This window comes from Scopulibacillus darangshiensis (genome assembly GCF_004341035.1).
GTDB classification, from domain to species: Bacteria; Bacillota; Bacilli; order Bacillales; family Sporolactobacillaceae; genus Scopulibacillus; species Scopulibacillus darangshiensis.
On record NZ_SLXK01000060.1, the window covers coordinates 1 to 19,201 of the forward strand.

A 19,201-nucleotide genomic window follows, 5' to 3' on the forward strand; every position below is an offset into this window, starting at 1 on the left:
ATTCTTCGATATAATCCTTCAATTCCAGAAGGAATTGCCTAGCCTTTATTGGAATGGTGTGGCCACCTTCCATTTAAACTAGGAACATTTCGCACCATTAAATGGCCCGAGAGATGAATATGTTATTCAGCTTAAGCGCCCGTTAGTGGTATATTTATACCTTATGTGGAAATAGTATTTTTAGCAAAAGTAGTGTTATTACTTTTGCTAAAAATCTTTATCATTTTCACATCACGGCATTGACTTTTCTTGCCATGCCTGACGGGACGCCCCAATCTATCCGTTTGTACCACTCGCCAACAAGCGCTTTAGGTTGTCATCAATAAATTTATTATCGGCACTGTTGATCCCGCGACCGGCAAAATGGCCCCAGATCGATTCTATTGGATTAAAAACAGCATTAGGTATAAGGTTAGCCTCGTATTCGTTATCGTCCGCCGTGCAGAAGAGATCCGTGCTCCCTGGCATGATGCAGGCAAGCGCTTTAATGCTTTTGAGTGCTTCATCGAAATCTCCGTTATAGGCGGGATTTGCACTAATATCTGCGAATTGGCCAGTCCATAACATGGCCAGGACATTGTGCGGATCCATCTCCATAAAGCTATTTTCCCAAACGCCAACTACAAAATCTTCCAATGAGTCATATCTCAGCTCACGATAAAGTTCTTCTCTGTAAAACGCCTGCGATAAGCCCCATCCCGCATAGACACGGCCAACGGCGCGCATATCTGCAGAAGTCAACTGGTTTAATTTACTTGAATCAAGGCCAACTGCAGCCATGAGCGCTGCTTTCATTCCGTCAAGGACCACATACGTATGCGGCCAAGTCTTTGCAGCTCCATCAAAAGGTGCAATTCGTTCCACCATGTCTGGATAACTTGCCCCCCATTGGAATGATTGAATGCCTCCCATTGACCATCCAACCACGAGAGCAATCTTTTGAATGCCGAATTTTTCGGTCACCAGCCTATGCTGTAATTTAACGTTGTCATAAATGGTTACCTGTGGAAAATTAGTGCAGTCAAATGGGGGAGGCGTATTACTGGGAGACGAAGATAATCCGTTTCCCAGCAGATTTGGAACGATAATAAAGTATTTTTCAGGATCCAGAGCCATTCCATTACCAATTAACCACTCGTTGTTTTCATGTATGTCTCCAAATGCAGTAGGATAAACAACCACATTGCTTTTGTCTTGATTTAATGCGCCATAAGTCTTAAATGCGAGAAATGCGTTGGGCAACGTCTCACCAGATTGCAATGTAACACTCCCAAGTTCAAAGATTTCATAATCCATCATAACCGACCCCTTCCATTGATTCATTTCTTTGTCTTCAGTATAAAGGGATGTTATTATCAATAAAAGTAAACATTTTTGAATCCATCATTCAAAAAAAATGAACAAAGGATGAAACCTTATGGAAATACGCCAGCTTATGACCTTCAGAACGGTGGCCTTCACACTAAATTTCACCCGGGCCGCTGAAGCACTCAACTATGTTCCATCGAATGTTACGATGCAAATGCAGTCCTTAGAAGAAGAACTGGGTACTCAACTCATTGACAGATTAGGAAAACAAATTGCCCTTACTGACGCCGGAAAGCGATTCTTATTACATGCAGAAAAGGTATTAAACAGTGTGGATGAAGCACGTTTGGCTATGAAAGAAAATGAAGAGTTAACGGGTACCCTCACCATCAGTGCCAATGAAATCCCTAGCTCATACCGTTTACCTGCCGTTCTACAGTCTTTTCGTGCTCGTTACCCTGGCATACGGCTAATCTTTCGCCCGTTTGCTAATGAACAACTTAAACAAAGTCTTTACGAAGGAAAAACGGACATTGTTTTTATGTTGGATGAATCTGTTGGTTCAACGAACCTTATGATTGAACCTTTAATTGAGGAACCCTTTCTCTTTCTCGTTGCGCCAGACCATCCACTTGTACAACGGACATACCTTCGTTCAGAAGATTTCCAAGGGGAACCGTTTTTGCTTACAGAGAAAGGATGTCCCTATCGTACACTTTTTGATCGAACCATAAAGCAACAAGGAATTCATGAAAGTATGACGAATTTAGAATTTAGCAGCGCAGAGACAATCAAACAGTGCGCAATGGCCGGCATTGGTATTGCCTTTTTACCCAAGATAGCCGTTAAGGCTGAGCTGGAACGTGGTGAACTGATTTCCCTTCCTTGGGAAATGCCCAATCTCCAGATTGTTACCCAAATGGTATGGCATAAAGACAAGTGGCTTTCACCTGCAATCAAGGCGTTTTTAGAATTAACCAGAGAGGTTATTACCTCAAAATAAATTTTGAGATGATTTTCCTTACCGGAAATTCTCTCCAGCCTAAATGCGGAAATGACTCTTTTAATCTAGTGGTAAGTCCAATACTTGTTCTAGATTCGTCCGCATTATTGAATATCGTTCTATTCATAACTATTTGGGTTTGTTTGATCATCTTTTTGGCCATATTCATCAAAAATCACTCTGGTAAAAATAAAATGTTATCGACACATTCGGCCGAATTTCTATATATTTTACGAATCGTTGCCACTCCCTCAAATTGAGGCCTCACTTCAGCTGTCCGTCAATCCCTGCCACTGAACCGTTTGATCGCTTCCTCGGTCACCGGCTCGAAGAGGTTAACCAGGTTTCCGTCGGGATCACGGAACAGTATAGCTCGGTTCCCCCACGGCATCGTGGTGGGTTCCTTTACCCATTCTTCGATAAACGGCTTCAAACGCTCGTATTCGGCATCGACATCGTGGACTCGGAACTCTATGATGACAGTATGATTGTCGGCCGCCACTGCTGAACCTTCACCGAACAGTGGCACAGTCTGGGAGTGGCCGATTGCCAAGGTGCACGATGGCACAACGAGTTCGGCAAAGACGGGCGCGGGGCGCTCCGCTGATACACCCATGACTTTCTCATAGAACTTGACTAGACGATCCACGTCGTCAGTAATGATACGTACAGAAGCAAAATTCACAAGATACCATCCTTCCATTAATAAATAATACATACCGTATCATTTCATTTTGCTGTAAACTTTCCCTTAATGGCCAGATTTAATCAAAACCTGTACCATTTGGTTCTACAACCATCCTTTCATGCCTGGCCGCTGCTCAATTGATCCTTAGTAATATGAATGAATTTCTGTGGATGTTGGGCGGTATCCCCCTAAACCGATGCAAGACATACTTCACATTTATCTCTCACCCCCATTTATGTCTACATTCCTGATTATAAAATAACGCTACTGACAACAGTATGTCAGTAGCGTTTTAATATTTTTTCAGCCTCCTCACGAATCTGATTTCGTAAAGATTCAGGCTCCAATACAATTACACCAGCGCCCCATCCAAGCACCCATTGCAACACTTCGTCCAGTTGACGAACGCGTAAAACCATATGCAATCCATCTTGATGCTCTTCTATATCCTCTATGTAATGATAGTTCGATTCCTTCACCTTATCTGCAGTGTCATGGTTAAATCGGAGGCGAACTCGCAAATGCCGGTCATCTGGAGGGGTATACTCCCTTAAGTTAAAATGCGCCGGTAGTTCAAATCGTTCTTCCAGATCGATCAGTTCCGTCATTCGGGACAAACGGAAATGGCGAATGTCTTGGCGCAGATCACACCGGGCCACAAGCATCCACGATCCTTGAACGAGCACCAATCCATAGGGGGCAACGGTACGAACACTATGGCGATTCCCCTCGGAATCCGCAAGTCTTTTTGCATAATGAAAGTTGATCTTTCGCTCGTCTAATATCGCTCGACGGATCTTTTCCAGATATTCCTTTTCTTTTGATGGTGTGACCTGTTTATCGGAAATGAGCAAACGCATAGCCTTGCGTACACGAGATGTTTCATTGCGAACGCTACCCGGTAGAATGGCCTCGATTTTGCCGCGAGCGGTTTGAGCCCTGACACGATAATCGTCATCAAATCGTTGTTCGATAAAGTCCGTTCCAATTAGCAAGCTTACGGCTTCTGGTGCCGTGAAACTGATCGGAGGCAGGAAATATCCTTCCATCAGAGAATATCCTGTCCCAGGGGCGCCGATAATCGGCACGCCCGCTTCACTCAGCGACTGAATGTCGCGGTAGATAGTTCGCGCACTAGTTTCAAATAAGGTTGCCAAATCTTCGGCACGTACAACTTCTTTACGTTGCAACTCCAGCACGATGGCTAACAAACGGTCTGTTTTGTTCATTGGTTGCCCACCTTGACGTTTATTGCAAAATAATAGTACCACATCTTAACGGAGAAGATAATTTAGTGAATCTGGAGCTGGCATCTATCGCGAATCTCCACAAAATAAGGGCAAGGCTTCTGTTGACGTTATTCCGTGAACGCGCCCTTTTGCGGCATACGCATTTTCTATTTCGGATGCACTTTTATCACTAAAGAGTCGAAATATTTTCCCTTTATAAAAACATCGATTCTCCAGAACCCTTCAGAGGGAAAGGGTTCCCATTTTGTTAAAGCGGACCCATACACACCTTTTTCAGTATATTTAGGGTTAGGAGTGCTAAATTGAGTGTCTGTTAAAAGAAAGGTTTTTCCAGTATTCTTATGAATCGCAAAGGCTGTAAATTCTTTCTCAGGCAACCCCTCCGATTTCGTAAGAACCAACCAGCGAATCTTGGAAACATCCCTCTTATTCCTTGCATGGATAGTGAAATTCTTAGTAAAGGCAATTCTATTTTTGATTCCTTGAACGTGAAGCGTCGGGAAGCCATTTTTATCGTGTAAATTAAATGTCGGGCTAACTTTCCAAGATGTGTTCTTAATCAGAGGTTCATTGTATTGCATTTTTATTTTTTTAAATAAGGACTTCCCCAATTTTCCTTTAACATCTTGCTTTTTCAGAAGGTTTGAATCAAACTCTTTTGAAGTTTGTATAACACTCTTTGTGTACTTTTGAGAATCTTGTTGATCGCCAGATGATCCAGTCGTTTTAGAGGCACAACTAGCAAGAAGCAACACCGAACAAAGTAACAACAAACCCATAAACAGGACCTTAACTGATTTCATTACTTTCTCCTCCCAAAATAATGACTTATCAAAATTTTAACACGGCCATTCAACAAACTGGCCATAGAAAACAATAATGGGGACAAGTCTTATTCCGTTCTTGCGCCCGATTGATGAATATTCGCTGAGACTACCAGGTTAAATCATTTAAGAATGTAAAAATATCTTTGTTGACATCGTTCATGTCCATTCCTAATGTCATCAAGTGGTTGGAATTCGGGTAACCTAGTATAGTTTTTTGATTCGTTGTAACGCTACGAAAAATTGCCTTTGCACTCTCCTTATACAACTGTTCATCTAATTCCCCATATAATATGCGGATTGGTGACGTTATAAGTGCTAGTTTATCCATCGTTATATCAATTAGCTGTTTAAACTCAACCAATGAATCGAAAGACATATTCTGAATACGTTTCATTTCTAAATTTGTTTGTTCTTCATTCTTCCCCTCGAGTTGTTTATATCTTTTAGCATAATGGAAGACACGTTTTTTTAGAAAGGAAGCATCTCTATGTGTTGGCACCGACATTGTCAGAACACCGTTTACATCCAACTCTTGAGCAACTTTTAAAGCAAACACACCACCAAGGGAAAGACCAATCACAGCTATTTTTTCAAAACCTTCACTCTTTAACAACTGGTAACCATTTAGTACATCTTCCCACCAATCTGATGTACTATATTTGAGAAGTTCCTCTGCACTTTCACCGTGTCCACTATATAAGGGTGCATAGCAAGAATAATTGTTCTCTTGCAAATACTTCCCTAACTTTTTCATATCAACGGTATTGCTCGTAAAAGAATGTAGTAGTAATACGGCTTTCTTTCCACCTTTATAGAAAAAGGGCTTAGGAGGTACTAATTTCACCATTATATTGAACCCCTCACTTATATCTTCCTACTTAATTATTTATTCCATCACTGCGCCCGATTAAGGAAGATCATTAATTGTTGATTTGAAATAAAGTTTGATCAAAACTAACTGCATTTTATCCTCTGCATAATATCTCTTATGTTTTTTTGAAATCTAGTCTAATGAACTTTTTACCATTAGGAAGAGCATACTCTTTGGTTTTAAGACAACTAAATTTTTCATTGGAAAATAGTTCAACTAATTTTTTTGCATCTGCATCATGTGATATTGAGAGTAATGGATCAAAGGCTGATGTGTAGTTTGATTGACTTACAAAGCCGTCAGCTTGTTTTTTTTGAATAGTGCAGGATACAACTTCTACTTGATTTCTGTTCTGGCTTATTAGGGAAACAAATGTCGCATCTCCAACATACTCAATAATTAAATTTGCAATTAGTAAATCTGATTTTGGTAATGTAAATGTGCTATCACTAATATCACATTGCAATAGCTCAAGCGTATTACCCATATAGGAATATCTGTTTTGACAAACATCTAAGTAATCTCTGTTTATGTCAAAACCATAAATTTTTTTAGTTGTAGGTAAATCAATCTGGTCTAGTCCATTCCCCCCAGCAACTCCAAGGATACCAACAATTTCATGCCCATAACTTTCTAATTGCTCTTTTGTTATTTGATTTAAAGTTTGTAATTGAAATACAGCATCAGACTTCATGTGGTTTTCATATATTTCAAGGTTAATTTCTTGCCACGGATTGTTCAAAATTCCATCTCCTTGTAATACAAATTTTTGCTTCGCAAGTATTCATCTAAAATCCTGTCTTCTTCAAAGTTATATATCAACTCAAATATTTTTGAAAAAGGTTTGATCAAAACCTTAAATCCTCTTATGTATATTTCTTCACAATCTGTATCTACTTTAACATAAATATCCAACTACCTTTGAAAAGGATCTTCTGCAATCTGGCCCTTTAATGGAATAAGGAATGATCATTCGTTCCCTTCCGATCGCTTTCTATATAATGGAGCCCTTGATAATTTGTAATTTTACAAATTTGTTTACAGGCATACCTCCTTCTTTATATAACTTTACAGCATAATTCATTCCTGCGTGATTTTTATGAGACTTCTTTAACCTACGCCAGCGGGATTATTTAGAAATATAAGGGGAAAATAATAACAAATATACATCCAGAGGTGGCGAAAAGTCCATGAAAAAGTTAGTCATTCTACTTTTAGTATTTGTTGGATTATTTTCTTCGACACAGTCATCAAGTGCAAAGAAAAAATTCTAATATTAAAGAGATAAAAAAAACTGAGGTACAAGCAGAAGATGTTATATCGGTTCAAGTACATAGTTTATCGGGAATAACACGATTATTTAAGATAACCGATGGTTATGAAGAGAGGGTAATAAGAAAGGTTACTGAATGGATAAACGATTCTGGCCCTATTAAAGGAACTGTTGAAGTTCCTCAAAATAATCCAACTGCAATGAAAATGAGCAATCCGGCAAGCTAACTCCGCGGCATTAAGCAAAATCCAAACTTCCAAAACTATCTACGGTTGCTTGAATTAGTTTTTTAACCTTTTCTTGTAAACTAACATGGTTTGAAATGAAAGGGCTTCTCCCCCCATTTCTCCCTTTTCGACCATCTCACTTGTATGGTTTCGGCTTCATCGCTTATGAAGCCCTTTTCGACCATCCCAATTGCTTAAATTAAGTTCTGAGTTTCATTAATGGTTATTGGTGACCTTCCTGCCACAACCACTTTTGACCTTGATTAGCAAAATTTATTGCTATAGCTCTTCCAATCCCTAAAACCCCAGTCTAATACCACCTGGGATTCCCTCCCTATGCTTATTCGCCCTTTATTGCCTTCGATAAATCCATGACTACCCTAAAACTATTGTCCGTTTCGATAGAATAAATTAACCGTACGATAATAGAGAAAAACAATCTATATTCATAGGAGAAAGGAAAAGATTTTAGGAGGGAACGAAATGCCAAAAAAGAGTCATTACGAGTTTTGCCGGGATAACATTGGCAACGCAATCGAAATCGAGGATCATGATGGCCAGCGTTATTATGGGATTATCAGAAGTGTCGATGACGAAAATGTTTACCTAGACCCGCCCCAAGAAATGGATTGGGGAAGTTCGACAGGGCACGGAAGTTATTTATTTGGATACCCCTTTTTCCGGCCCTTTTTTCCATTTAGAGGGATTGGCTTCGCAAGGCCTTTTCCATTCTTTTGGTAAAACCCAAAAACCAAAAGCCATAAATTAAAAAGGTATAGAATATGTAACTTTTTTACTGCTTTTTATACTACTTCCCCTACAGATTATAAAGGTTCCAGTATTAGTTATCCTCGAGGTAAAACCTCACTATTACTATCCGGACTAATTGCAGAAGGAGTTAACATCAATTTTGCGTATGAATGTATAGCAGTTGCCAGTGTTTTCCGGTGGCTGCTATACTTTTTTTAGCATGGATAACGCTATGGCATATAAGAAGTTTTTGGAGATGATGTAGAATGTCAATGTTGAAAGAACAAGAAACTGTTGGAAATCGAATGAGTTTTATTGGTATTGCCTATGCATTTTTAGTGGTAATGTTAGGTACGACGCTCCCAACACCCTTATATCCAATATATGGGGATATATTCAGGCTATCTAATTTAATGATAACCGTTATTTATGCTGTTTACGCGATTGGTGTTATTAGTGCATTGCTTGTATTCGGCCAACTTTCCGATCGTATTGGGCGTCGATACATATTGATACCAGGTGTCATTTTGTCTGCAGTCAGTTCACTTGTTTTTTTGTTTGCAGACAGCATAACGCCTCTATTTATTGGACGTGTGTTGTCCGGTTTATCTGCTGGGTTGTTTACTAGCACGGCAACGGCAACTTTGGTCAACTTAGCTCCACGCCATAAACAAGGTAAGGCGTCTATGATTGCAAGTGGGATCAATATGCTGGGGTTAGGGCTTGGGCCGCTTCTTGCTGGTATTTTGGCTCAATATCTTTCATATCCTATGCGTCTTGTGTTTGTTGTCGATTTTGCGATCCTTGTGCCAGCGTTCATTGCGATTTGGTTCATGCCGGAACCGATCAAAGCGAAGCAAAAATTTCAATTGAGAATTCAAAAATTACGCGTCCCTTCGGAAGTCCGTGCTACATTTATTCGCGCTGTGATTCCGGGATTTGCAGGCTTTTCTGTGCTTGGTTTGTTTACATCAGTGTCACCTTCATTTCTGCAAGAGGTGCTGCATTTTGACAATAAGGCCGTTTTAGGTGTGATTGTGTTTTCGTGTTTTTGTGCTTCTGCGGTTGGACAGTCTTTATTAACAAACACCTCTGATCGTACCGTGTTGCCGTTAGGAAGTGCCATATTAATTATTGGCGTTATTTTTGTAGGTCTGGCATTGCAATCACGTTCATTAATTTTATTACTGATTGGAGCGATTGTTTCCGGAGTGGGTCAAGGGTTCAGTTTTCGCGCCGGGCTTGCCTCGGTCAACGCCAAGACTTCTTCTACCGAACGCGGTGAAGTTACCTCCAGCTTTTTCACCATAGCTTATATTGCACTTTCAATACCCGTAGTTGGTATGGGCTTGCTCGCCAAATGGGTAGGAATACAAGCGGCTGGCATTCTTTTTAGTATCGTTATCGCTTTACTTGCATTGATGGCCTTGATTCTCTTATTTATTCGCCGGGATGAATAAAAGCACTTGGAAATAGGAAACGAAACCACGGGAAAGGAGTGTAGAGCCAATGACGGGAGGCTTATTTAAAGCTCGCAATCCATTTATTACCACATGGTTCAGATGATGGGTGCTTTTGCCCTATGCAAACATGGGAAGCAGCATCTTTTTTGGTCTATTAAGGGTCACTAAATCGTTATGCCTCTTCCAATATACTAATACCTCATAATGACTGTGTTCTTTCGGCACACCCCACTACTCAGTGCCCTTTTCATAAAAGATACTGGGCCGAAGTCGGCTTGGTTGCCTGGCAAAGATAATCATGGGTAAGGGTTTTTTCCAAGGATCCTAATTCTTACTTTTCACTAATTCATCATGGTTAATCATTCGTGGGGGTTCTTCCATCCAGCCCTTTTCAATCAATTCTGTGTCCTATAAAGATTGAGCAAACTTTTTATCGGACTGTCAGAGGATGTCTACTAATTGTGGAAACCGTCAACGACCATATTTACGGACTTCATTAATACCGATTATTGATGGAAAATGAGCATTTTTAGGCATAAAAACCTTAAAAATCACCAAAATGGAAAGGTTATTATAATTTATCCAGAGTTAATAGACAGCCTCTCTGAGCCCTATAAAATGTCGCTTTTGCAGATAGCCTACCAAACTCGTAAATCGTCGCCATCGCCCGGCGCGCCAGCCCGCGGGAAGCGCACAAAAAAACTGATCCAAAAAAATTTCAATCCGCCTCACCATTTTCCCCCTCACCTCTCTATTTATAGTGTAGTGAACTTTTATATGGGAGTGGTGCCGTGTGCTGCCAGGAAATATTGAGCAATTTAAATCTTACAGTCAATTTCAGTCTCTTGAAGATTTCAATGAAACAATGACCATGTATATGGGTCGCTATCGTGACCAATTTACGAAGGGTGAGCGGAGGGCCCTTTTTCACTTAACACGCTTTTGCGCAAAGGTCCCGGGCGTGAGCAATATCAGATTGTGCAAGCTGTTGATGTACGCCAATCAGTCAGAGCATATCTCAAGATCTACGTTTGAAAGAATGCTGCGGAAGGCGACCGGTCTTGGGATGTTAACGATCCATCATACGCTCCGAAAAGAAGGCGGTTATTCGCACAATGTCTACGTCTTTAACCGGATTGACGGAGCCGGCGAACAACAATTGAAGGAGGAGCAATCGGCGGAAATCCCTGATGGCTCTAGGGCTGAGGCGCCGTCTTCGCCTCCTGAAACTATTAATCTATTTAAAACTATATTAAAAGATATTAGTAAAGACGTAAGACTCGAAAATTTGGATGAAAGTTATTGTCCATCTCATATTTCAAAAGATTTTATCAAAGCCGCCAAACCATTCTATGGGGCAGACGGGATTTACCAACTGTGGGGCACAGCTCTTATAGCCTGCCGGCGTTACACATTGAACAATCCCATAGAACACTACGTGCCAGTGATCATTTCCGCCTTCAAGCAAACCGTATTCCAATACAAAAAAGGGAATATCAAGGGATCCTTCAAGGGCTATTTCTATGGCACCCTTGTGGCGATGTTCAATATGGAAGTGAGACGCGAAACAATGCACAAGTTACCGTATCTTGTCTATGATTGGCTGGGTGACAGCGACAATCAGGCAGACCTCTCAGACCGCCCCGAGGCCTTAATTTAGGTGTTTTTAGAAAAAAAGATGCCGCATTGAAAAAATATTTTTACTAAATGTAATTATATCCCTTTTTCCGGCGAATCGACTGTGTCCACTTCCTTTAAGCAAATGGATAATGTTGCTAAAAAGGGGAATAGGTCTTTGGACATAGAAGAGAAGCTTGAAATGGAGAACTTGAGCCGTTCGATTGGGAAAACCGTCAAAGCTCATCGCATCTTAAAGGACATGACCATTGAGGAGCTCGCTAGACAGGCAGACCTTGACGATAAGTATATAGGCGAGATCGAGCGGGGAAAAGCAAATGCATCCAACTATACGATATACAAGCTTGCAAGGGGCCTTGGACTCGCAGATCCTTGTGTGTTGCATGATGATGCCAAAAGGGAAGTCTATCCGGACATGCAGAAGAAAAGGTTGGAATAGTGATCCCTTCCCTTTTCCTTTCATCCTCTCCTTCCAGCCTGCACACCTTTCAAACACCACTCACGACCACCGTAATGATTTTCACTGCTTACAAAAACTAGCCAAGTTAGGAGCCAAGCAGATGACCAATAACGTTGTTAATGATTATGAGATTAGCAAAAACACGATGGCCCTCATCCCAGCCTTCCAATTCGACTGTGAAACGATCGTAATTGAGAGGGATAGACGGATCCATGTAAAGAAAACACCGCTCGAGCTGGTCAAAGCCGCCTGCTTAGACGGCGGTTCCACATATGACGGCCGGCGCCTCGCCGTCATCCACCAGACCGGCGCCAGTAAGAAGACGCCAATCCCGATTAATCCGCTGCAGGACATCTATGCGTTCCCGACCCATTCACCTCTCGTGCACCAATGCAACTGGATCTTCTATCATCATGTCGGATCAATCGACCATGACACCAGCACCCCGGGCAAATCCATCATCACCTTCAAGAAATCAACTCAGACACTCCTATTAGACACCTCAGAATTCACCCTTAACAAACAAATGCACCGCACATCTTATTGCATCGTCCTCTTCTCAGGGCGCCACACGATCAGCAGGCCTCAGTGGGATAATGATTTGTATGGCTAAACGCCGATAAGCGGGGGCGGGAATCGCGCAAATACATGGCCAGCAAAGCAACCTTTGACATTAATTAAACGTTTATTTAAAAAGGCTATCGGCGCTAATATGCAGCTTTAAGGCAGTTTCAATAGGATCTGCAAAGAATGAAGTGATTGTTTTATTTATAAAAATAGTTTGTGGATGCCATTTTCAAAATTCAAAAAATGAGCTATAATTAAGGGGAGTTTAAATCAAGGCCCGCAAGGCCAAATCCCGCCTATCCGCTGAGGTAAGCGGGATCCTCATTTTTGCCCTTTTATACTGCTATCCTTTCCTTTTCTCTGCATTGCAATCGCCATTGCCCTTTTTAAGGCCTCTCTCATCTCTTGATCACTAGATTCAGGTGAATAGCTGAAAAGGTTTAACAAGAAAAAAGTATCCTATAACAAATGAATATTTCTTAAGGTTGGGGTAAAACATATTTAGTAAAACACCTTGGGGGTATTCATTGTGGAACAGATACATAATGCAAAGTTAACAGCTGCAGAAATCGCTGAAATTTGGAGTACTTACCTAAATGACAGCATGCTCTACTGCGTTCTGCAGCATTTTTTTAAAACGGTTAAAGATCCTGAGATTGCTTCGGTGATCCAACAAGGTATGGCAATGTCAGAAGCCCATTTGCCTCAACTCAAGGTTTTTTTTAATAGTGAAAACTGGCCGGTCGCTAAAGGCTTTACGGAAGCCGATGTCAATTTAGACGCTCCGCGGTTATTCTCGGATACTTTTATGCTGTACTACATGCAGCAAGCAGGGACGCTCGGAATGAACGCTTATAGTATGGCAATTGCTGCATCGGTTCGGCCTGATATTTATGGCTTTTTTTCAACTTGTATGACAGAAACCATGGACCTGCACAAAAAGGCTTCAGACCTTCTGTTAGAAAAGGGGCTTATGATCCGTTCCCCCTATCTCGACCCCCCGAAAGGCATTGATTTTGTCACAAACCAAAATTTCTTAGGAGGTTGGTTTGGAGAAAACCGGCCATTAGCCGCCTTGGAAATCCTAAATCTGCATGCTAATGTTCAGCGGAATTCGCTCGGAAAATCCTTAATGATGGCCTTTAGCCAAGCAGCCGGCACGGAAAAAATAAGGAAATTTATGACTCAAGGAAAAGAAATAGCCGCCAAACACGTAGAGGTATTCAGTTCAAAATTAAACCAAGGAGATCTACCAGCTTCCGTTACATGGGACACTGAAGTAACGGATTCAACCGTCTCGCCTTTCTCAGACAAACTCATGATGTATCATACAACGGGACTCATTGCTCTAAGCATGGCATACTACGGTGCCGCTATGTCCACGAGTTTGCGAAAAGATATAACCACTGACTACACTCGCTTAACCGCTGAGATTGCAAAGTACTCTTTGGAAGGCGCCAAAATAACCATCGACAATGGCTGGCTTGAAGAACCTCCAAAAGCATTGGATCGGGATCAATTAGCGAAAAGCAAGGAATAGGATTCTCAAATGTGGCGCTTACCCTTAGGAAATGATGAATATTTCTCTGGGGAAAGAACAGCTACTCCAGAGGTGCAATCTTCTCTCTTTTGGTACCGTGTGCAAATTGACTGTTATAAAGGTCAGCATAAAAATCTCCTTTAGCAAGCAACTCATCATGACTGCCCTTTTCGATGACAGTGCCATGATTCATGACTAGAATGGTATCAGCATCGCGAATCGTGGAGAATCGGTGAGCGAGCACAAAGCAGGTTCTGCCCGCCATCATTTGATTCAAAGCTTTTTGAATCTGAACTTCTGTACGAGTGTCAATGCTGCTGGTCGCTTCGTCTAAAATTAGGATGGCCGGATTAGAAAGGATGGCACGGGCAATCGTCAGAAGCTGCCTCTGACCTTGCGAAATATTTGATGCGTCCTCATTCAAAAGGGTGTCGTACCCGTTTGGAAGCGTTCTAATAAAGTAGTCAGCATGTGCTGCCCTCGCCGCTTCAATGATCTCATCTTCAGTAGCGTTCTCGCGTCCGTATGCAATATTATCCCGTATTGAACCATTAAAAAGCCATGTGTCTTGAAGAACAATGCCAAAAAAGCTGCGCAGATGGCCTCGCTCCATGTCCCGAATATCTATGCCGTCAATTGTGATTTTGCCGCCGTCTATTTCACAAAAACGCATCAATAGATTCACTAGGGTCGTTTTACCTGCACCAGTTGGGCCTACAATCGCCACAGTATTCCCTTGCTTAACATCGATGTTCATGTTCTGTATCAGCATGTTGTCTTTTTGATAGCCAAATGTGACGTTTTCAAAGCGTACATGGCCTTTAGCTGATGTCAGCATCTTAGCATTTGGTATTTCGGGATCCTCTTCCCGTTTGTCTAGAATTTCAAAAACGCGTTCAGCAGAAGCAACAGTGGCCTGAACCGTATTGGCTATGTTGGACACCCGGGTAATTGGCTGGGAAAATTGCCTGACATATAGAATAAATGCCTGGATATCTCCGACTTGGATCGCTCGTTTCATGACAAGCACGCTGCCGACAACACAAATGAGCACATAGACAATATTATTAATAAATCTTAAAAGGGGCATAATCAGGCCGGAAATAAATTGTGCTTTTCGGCCCAATTCGTACAGTTTTTCGTTTAGAGCATTAAATTTATTGACAGAATGGTCCTCTAGTCCGAAGGCTTTGACAATCACATGCCCGGAGTACATTTCCTCAACATGACTGTTTAGCATACCTAAAACTTGAAGCTGTCCCCTGAAAAATTTTTGAGAGCGGGCCGCAACCTTTGCTGTTACGATAAGGCTCAGCGGTAAGGTTACCAAGACAATAAAGGTCATGATTGGACTAATCGTCAGCATCATCACAATAATGCCGATTAGGGTGACCATGGACGTTATGAGCTGTGTCAGACTCCGTTGTAAACTGGTGCTGATCGTTTCAAGATCATTAATCGCACGGCTTAAAATATCGCCGTGCTTATGCGAATCAAAAAATTGCAGAGGGAGGCGTGAAAGCTTGGCATTTACTTCCTTACGCAGGGCATAGACAACTTTTTGCGAGACGCCTGCCATCACATATTGCTGGATATAGGCAAACAAAGCGCTAAAAAGGTAAAGGCCACCTAAAACGGACAGAATTTCAAGGATATAACCAAAATCAATTCCGGCACCAGGAACGCCCTTAATTTTCTGCATCATGCCTTGAAACAATTCAGTTGTTGCGAAACCCAATATTTTCGGGCTGAGAATTGTAAAAATTGTGCTGAACAAAGCGGTTAATAATACGGTCAGCAATCGGACTTTGAAGGGTTTCAAATAATTGACAAGCCTTTTTAAGGTTCCTTTAAAATCTTTTGCCTTCTGCACCTTTTTTCCTTTATTTCGGCTATTCCTCTGTCCTTTTTCGGGAGGCTGCTTTTGATGTTTCATACTCATGCTGTTTCCTCCTCAGAAAGCTGGGATGATACAATTTCCTGATAGACTTCACAGGTTGACATGAGCTCTTGATGCCTTCCAATCCCAGCCATTTTCCCTTTATCCAAAACGATAATCTGATCTGCATCCATAATTGTGCTTACTCTCTGGGCGACGATAAGCACGGTGGCATTGGCTGTCTCATTTCGAAGGCCCGCACGCAGCATAGCTTCGGTTTTGTTGTCAAGAGCCGAAAAACTATCATCGAAGATGCAGATCTCAGGTTTCCTTATCAGGGCGCGGGCAATGGATAGGCGCTGTTTCTGCCCACCGGAAAAATTGTAGCCCCTTTGAGCTACGATAGAATCAAAACCATCTTTTAATTGGGAAATAAAATCAGAAGCCTGAGCAATATCAGCTGTATTTTTTAACGCTTCATCTGACGCACTCTGGTTACCGCAGCGAATGTTGTCAGCAATCGTTCCTGAAAATAGGGTGGCTTTTTGCGGAACAAAGCCAATTTTGGCTCTCAAATCTTTCTGGGGTATATCACGAACATCAATGCCGCCAACCAAAATGCTCCCCCTGTCAATATCATAGAATCGCGGAATGAGGCTGGCGAGCGTTGACTTTCCTGCCCCGGTTCCGCCAATAATCGCTGTAACCTCACCTGGATTCGCTCTGAACGAAATATTGGAAATCACCGGTTTTTCCGCGCCCGGGTATCTGAAGGTGACATCTTGAAATTCAACATGACTGTTTGGGGTCCGATCTGCATTACTTGCTTGGACGGGATCCTTGATGTCGGGAACCGTATCCAGCACCTCATTGATCCTGTTCGCGGAAACTGAGGCACGGGGGATTGCCACAAACATCATTGATGACATAATAAGAGCGAACATGATTTGCATCGCATATTGAATAAAGGCCATTAAATCACCGACTTGGATATGCCCGCTGCTAATACGAATGCTGCCAAACCAAATAATAGCGATAATCGAAAAGTTTAGAACCAGCATCATAATCGGTGTTAAGACTGCCATGATCTTATTAACATGAATAGCGGTATTAGCAAAATCAAGGCTTTTCTCATTAAACCTTTTCTTCTCATGTTCAATGCGATTAAAGGAGCGAATAACGCGGACGCCGGTCAGCTCTTCACGGAGAACGAGATTTAACCGATCCAATTTTTCCTGAACCTCCTTAAAAAGAGGTATTCCTTTTTTAGCAATAAGGGCAATTGTGGCAACAATAATAGGGAGACTTGCGATAATAACCAATGACATCATCGCATCCGTTGACAGGGCAATGATGATACCGCCTATGAACATCATCGGTGCCAGGATCATTATTCTAAGCATCATTGTCAGCACCTGTTGAACCTGCATAATATCATTTGTTGTCCTTGTAATGAGAGAGGAAGTCCTGATTTTATCAAACCCTTGCAATGAAAAATTTTCAACGTGAGAAAATACTTTGCCTCGAATAATCTTCCCGAACGCCATGGCAACTTTTGCAGAATAGAAGTTGGCCGAGATAGAATAAAAAACACTGCCGCCGGCAATTAAAAGCATAACCCCGCCGACTTTAATGATATAAGAAATATCCCCATTAACTATTCCCTTGTCAACCATGGCCGACATCAGGGTTGGAAGAAATAATTGAAACATGGCTTGCAAAAATGTCAGTGCCAAAACAGCTGCGATCGAAAAACGATGGGGCTTTAATAAACGAAACAGTCTCATCATATTTATCACCTCCGTTAATCAAATTTGATCCAGAACCAATCCCTCTTATGATAATTAAATCCTATATAGATTATGGATATAGGAGCTCGGAAAACAAGTTGTTTGTATTTACCACAAAATTGTAATATACCGTTAAGTTTAAAGATGCGAAAGGATCCAAAAAAACAACCGGGGTGATATATCACCCCGGAATGTTGGCATTCTATTCTGTAAGGGATTACGGGCATCTGTTTGCTTCCCTATAAGCCTTACACAGAAAACATTACAATAGGTTGCTTACATCTACATCCACATTGCCGGAACCGTTACCAGTGCCATTAGCAATGTCGCTTAAAATCTGAGTTAAATCGAGCACAGTTTCACCCCCCTTTTGTTATCCAAAACAGCTTACTTGAGAAAGGGCTCAAATCCCCCTAGGAAATATTAAAGTTTTTTACTTGCTATCACATAGGCAAGTATTAAAGTAAGTTATTAAGGTCTAAGTCAATGTTGCCGCTGCCATTGACACTGCCGTTAGCGATGTCGCTTAAGATTTGATTGATATCGTACATGGTGTCACCTCCTTGTCTTACATACAGCTATCGAAAGGAATGTTCAATTGGATCACATTTTAAGGAGATTTTTTAATAAAAAAAGTTTTGTTAAGATAATCATGTTGAAAAATCCCTTTATGCCAGGGAATAAAGCCAATTGGATGACATTGATTTTAAAATGAGCGATATTCGGAATGGGCAGGAGCCAGAATCTCTGCAACGAAGTGCATGGTCTTTAGGGGATTGGCCAACTTAGACCTTGGAGCAATGTATAACAGAATATCCTTAGAAATACAGAAACTTTCTGAAGATGGAGCTAATATTATGATTAAAAACAAACGGCATGAACGCCCCCCCTATGGCTCCTGACAGGGGTGAATTAGCCAAAAAAGGTACTGAAGGTTAATTTCAGGCCGTGATAAATGCAGGGGTTCCTTTTTTGCCTTTTATGATAATATTCTTTCCTTTTCCCTACATGTATAATATTAGTGTTTTCAATTTTAATTTGTTGTTGATTAGCTTCAGATATTGGATTACTCTTTTTATGATGACGATAATAATAACGAAGGCAAATGATAAATATTATCAAGATTGTAAACCGGGGAAATTCATGGTCCAGTGGGTTAATCAAGTAATAAATAATATTAAGCTTATAATGGCGTATTATCGGTGCTAACCACTTTATTAATGTGTCAATAATCTGGATGTTAGCAGAAACAGCTTGTAGCATAGTCCGCCACCTTTATCTTTTAAGATTATTGTTTACACCTTTTTACTTTTCATTACATATTTAAAAAAATTTATTGTATAGCAATAAATAAGGGAAGGAATTATATTTTGTTTGTCTAATAATAATATAGTTATACCTGAATTATTCATACATGCGATGGAAAATGAGATTTAAGTCCAAAGCTACCCTTTTTAATCCTATTTTTGGGAAAAGTCTATGAAATTCACTGCTTTTGAAAGAATAAAATGATTTGGCTTATCGAAATCACCTATTTTTGGGCGTACTTATCCCTTGGTGCTTAAAGGGCCTTTTTGGCCATTAGCCCTTTCGAATTATGTAGTACATTGGCGGGTGATTTACGCTACTGGCACTCGCTTTCCGCGGGCACGGCTTCAGCCTCCTCG

Annotated in this window: 16 protein-coding genes and 1 pseudogene; 8 read left to right on the forward strand and 9 right to left on the reverse strand. The window is 41.2% G+C overall.

Annotated elements, in window-relative coordinates; translation table 11 throughout:
• Positions 1-276: 276 nt before the first annotated feature.
• On the reverse strand, positions 277-1,296 hold the full coding sequence (locus EV207_RS21395; protein ID WP_132748317.1) for an alpha/beta fold hydrolase: 1,020 nt from the start codon (positions 1,294-1,296) through the stop codon (positions 277-279).
• Positions 1,297-1,417: 121 nt separating this feature from the next.
• Here EV207_RS21395 and EV207_RS21400 point away from each other — a divergent pair, with 121 nt between their 5' ends.
• Entirely contained in the window at positions 1,418-2,311 is an 894-nt protein-coding gene (locus EV207_RS21400) for a LysR family transcriptional regulator (protein WP_132748291.1), read from the forward strand.
• Between the two features lie 280 nt (positions 2,312-2,591).
• Here the strand turns inward: EV207_RS21400 and EV207_RS21405 are convergent, their stop codons facing one another.
• The 6 genes and pseudogenes from EV207_RS21405 to EV207_RS21430 form a co-directional block, all read right to left on the reverse strand.
• Positions 2,592-2,996, reverse strand: a complete 405-nt coding sequence (locus EV207_RS21405; protein ID WP_132748293.1) for a VOC family protein — start codon at positions 2,994-2,996, stop codon at positions 2,592-2,594.
• Between the two features lie 284 nt (positions 2,997-3,280).
• Entirely contained in the window at positions 3,281-4,228 is a 948-nt protein-coding gene (locus tag EV207_RS21410) for a helix-turn-helix transcriptional regulator (protein WP_132748295.1), read from the reverse strand.
• Positions 4,229-4,395: 167 nt separating this feature from the next.
• Entirely contained in the window at positions 4,396-5,052 is a 657-nt protein-coding gene (locus EV207_RS21415; RefSeq protein ID WP_132748297.1) for a hypothetical protein, read from the reverse strand.
• A gap of 130 nt (positions 5,053-5,182) precedes the next feature.
• Entirely contained in the window at positions 5,183-5,923 is a 741-nt protein-coding gene (locus EV207_RS21420) for an alpha/beta hydrolase (protein ID WP_243647201.1), read from the reverse strand.
• A gap of 139 nt (positions 5,924-6,062) precedes the next feature.
• Positions 6,063-6,689, reverse strand: a complete 627-nt coding sequence (locus EV207_RS21425) for a class I SAM-dependent methyltransferase (RefSeq protein ID WP_132748299.1) — start codon at positions 6,687-6,689, stop codon at positions 6,063-6,065.
• Positions 6,690-6,916: 227 nt separating this feature from the next.
• A pseudogene (locus EV207_RS21430) lies at positions 6,917-7,064 on the reverse strand (helix-turn-helix domain-containing protein); the annotation flags it as partial.
• 137 nt (positions 7,065-7,201) lie between these two features.
• Between EV207_RS21430 and EV207_RS21435 the strand changes: the two are divergent.
• The 7 genes from EV207_RS21435 to EV207_RS21465 all read left to right on the forward strand — a co-directional run bounded on the left by EV207_RS21435 (position 7,202) and on the right by EV207_RS21465 (position 13,865).
• A complete protein-coding gene (locus EV207_RS21435; RefSeq protein ID WP_132748301.1) occupies positions 7,202-7,447 on the forward strand; it encodes a hypothetical protein in 246 nt (81 codons plus the stop codon).
• 483 nt (positions 7,448-7,930) lie between these two features.
• Positions 7,931-8,188, forward strand: coding sequence for a hypothetical protein (locus EV207_RS21440; RefSeq protein ID WP_132748303.1), 258 nt, complete (start codon positions 7,931-7,933; stop codon positions 8,186-8,188).
• Between the two features lie 275 nt (positions 8,189-8,463).
• The gene (locus EV207_RS21445; RefSeq protein ID WP_243647202.1) at positions 8,464-9,657 is read left to right on the forward strand and encodes an MFS transporter; all 1,194 of its coding nucleotides are present in this window, start codon (positions 8,464-8,466) and stop codon (positions 9,655-9,657) included.
• 796 nt (positions 9,658-10,453) lie between these two features.
• Positions 10,454-11,320: a hypothetical protein gene (locus EV207_RS21450; protein WP_132748305.1), complete on the forward strand. Its 867-nt coding sequence runs from the start codon at positions 10,454-10,456 to the stop codon at positions 11,318-11,320.
• Positions 11,321-11,455: 135 nt separating this feature from the next.
• Positions 11,456-11,737, forward strand: coding sequence for a helix-turn-helix domain-containing protein (locus EV207_RS21455; RefSeq protein ID WP_165887036.1), 282 nt, complete (start codon positions 11,456-11,458; stop codon positions 11,735-11,737).
• A gap of 121 nt (positions 11,738-11,858) precedes the next feature.
• Positions 11,859-12,371, forward strand: coding sequence for a competence protein ComK (locus EV207_RS21460; RefSeq protein WP_132748309.1), 513 nt, complete (start codon positions 11,859-11,861; stop codon positions 12,369-12,371).
• A gap of 483 nt (positions 12,372-12,854) precedes the next feature.
• On the forward strand, positions 12,855-13,865 hold the full coding sequence (locus EV207_RS21465) for a DUF3231 family protein (RefSeq protein WP_132748311.1): 1,011 nt from the start codon (positions 12,855-12,857) through the stop codon (positions 13,863-13,865).
• Between the two features lie 61 nt (positions 13,866-13,926).
• Here EV207_RS21465 and EV207_RS21470 read toward each other — a convergent pair whose 3' ends face one another.
• Positions 13,927-15,807, reverse strand: coding sequence for an ABC transporter ATP-binding protein (locus EV207_RS21470; RefSeq protein WP_132748313.1), 1,881 nt, complete (start codon positions 15,805-15,807; stop codon positions 13,927-13,929).
• Positions 15,804-17,534, reverse strand: coding sequence for an ABC transporter ATP-binding protein (locus tag EV207_RS21475; RefSeq protein WP_132748315.1), 1,731 nt, complete (start codon positions 17,532-17,534; stop codon positions 15,804-15,806). The genes EV207_RS21470 and EV207_RS21475 overlap by 4 nt, the downstream gene beginning before the upstream one ends.
• Between the last annotated feature and the right edge of the window lie 1,667 nt (positions 17,535-19,201).

What these genes read in the sequence shown, in the direction of transcription:
- EV207_RS21395 (WP_132748317.1), bottom strand. Translation starts at nt 1,296, where the DNA reads ATGGATTATGAAATCTTTGAACTTGGGAGTGTTACATTGCAATCTGGT.
- EV207_RS21400 (WP_132748291.1), top strand. Translation starts at nt 1,418, where the DNA reads ATGGAAATACGCCAGCTTATGACCTTCAGAACGGTGGCCTTCACACTA.
- EV207_RS21410 (WP_132748295.1), bottom strand. Translation starts at nt 4,228, where the DNA reads ATGAACAAAACAGACCGTTTGTTAGCCATCGTGCTGGAGTTGCAACGT.
- EV207_RS21415 (WP_132748297.1), bottom strand. Translation starts at nt 5,052, where the DNA reads ATGAAATCAGTTAAGGTCCTGTTTATGGGTTTGTTGTTACTTTGTTCG.
- EV207_RS21420 (WP_243647201.1), bottom strand. Translation starts at nt 5,923, where the DNA reads ATGGTGAAATTAGTACCTCCTAAGCCCTTTTTCTATAAAGGTGGAAAG.
- EV207_RS21440 (WP_132748303.1), top strand. Translation starts at nt 7,931, where the DNA reads ATGCCAAAAAAGAGTCATTACGAGTTTTGCCGGGATAACATTGGCAAC.
- EV207_RS21445 (WP_243647202.1), top strand. Translation starts at nt 8,464, where the DNA reads ATGTCAATGTTGAAAGAACAAGAAACTGTTGGAAATCGAATGAGTTTT.
- EV207_RS21460 (WP_132748309.1), top strand. Translation starts at nt 11,859, where the DNA reads ATGACCAATAACGTTGTTAATGATTATGAGATTAGCAAAAACACGATG.
- EV207_RS21470 (WP_132748313.1), bottom strand. Translation starts at nt 15,807, where the DNA reads ATGAGTATGAAACATCAAAAGCAGCCTCCCGAAAAAGGACAGAGGAAT.
- EV207_RS21475 (WP_132748315.1), bottom strand. Translation starts at nt 17,534, where the DNA reads ATGATGAGACTGTTTCGTTTATTAAAGCCCCATCGTTTTTCGATCGCA.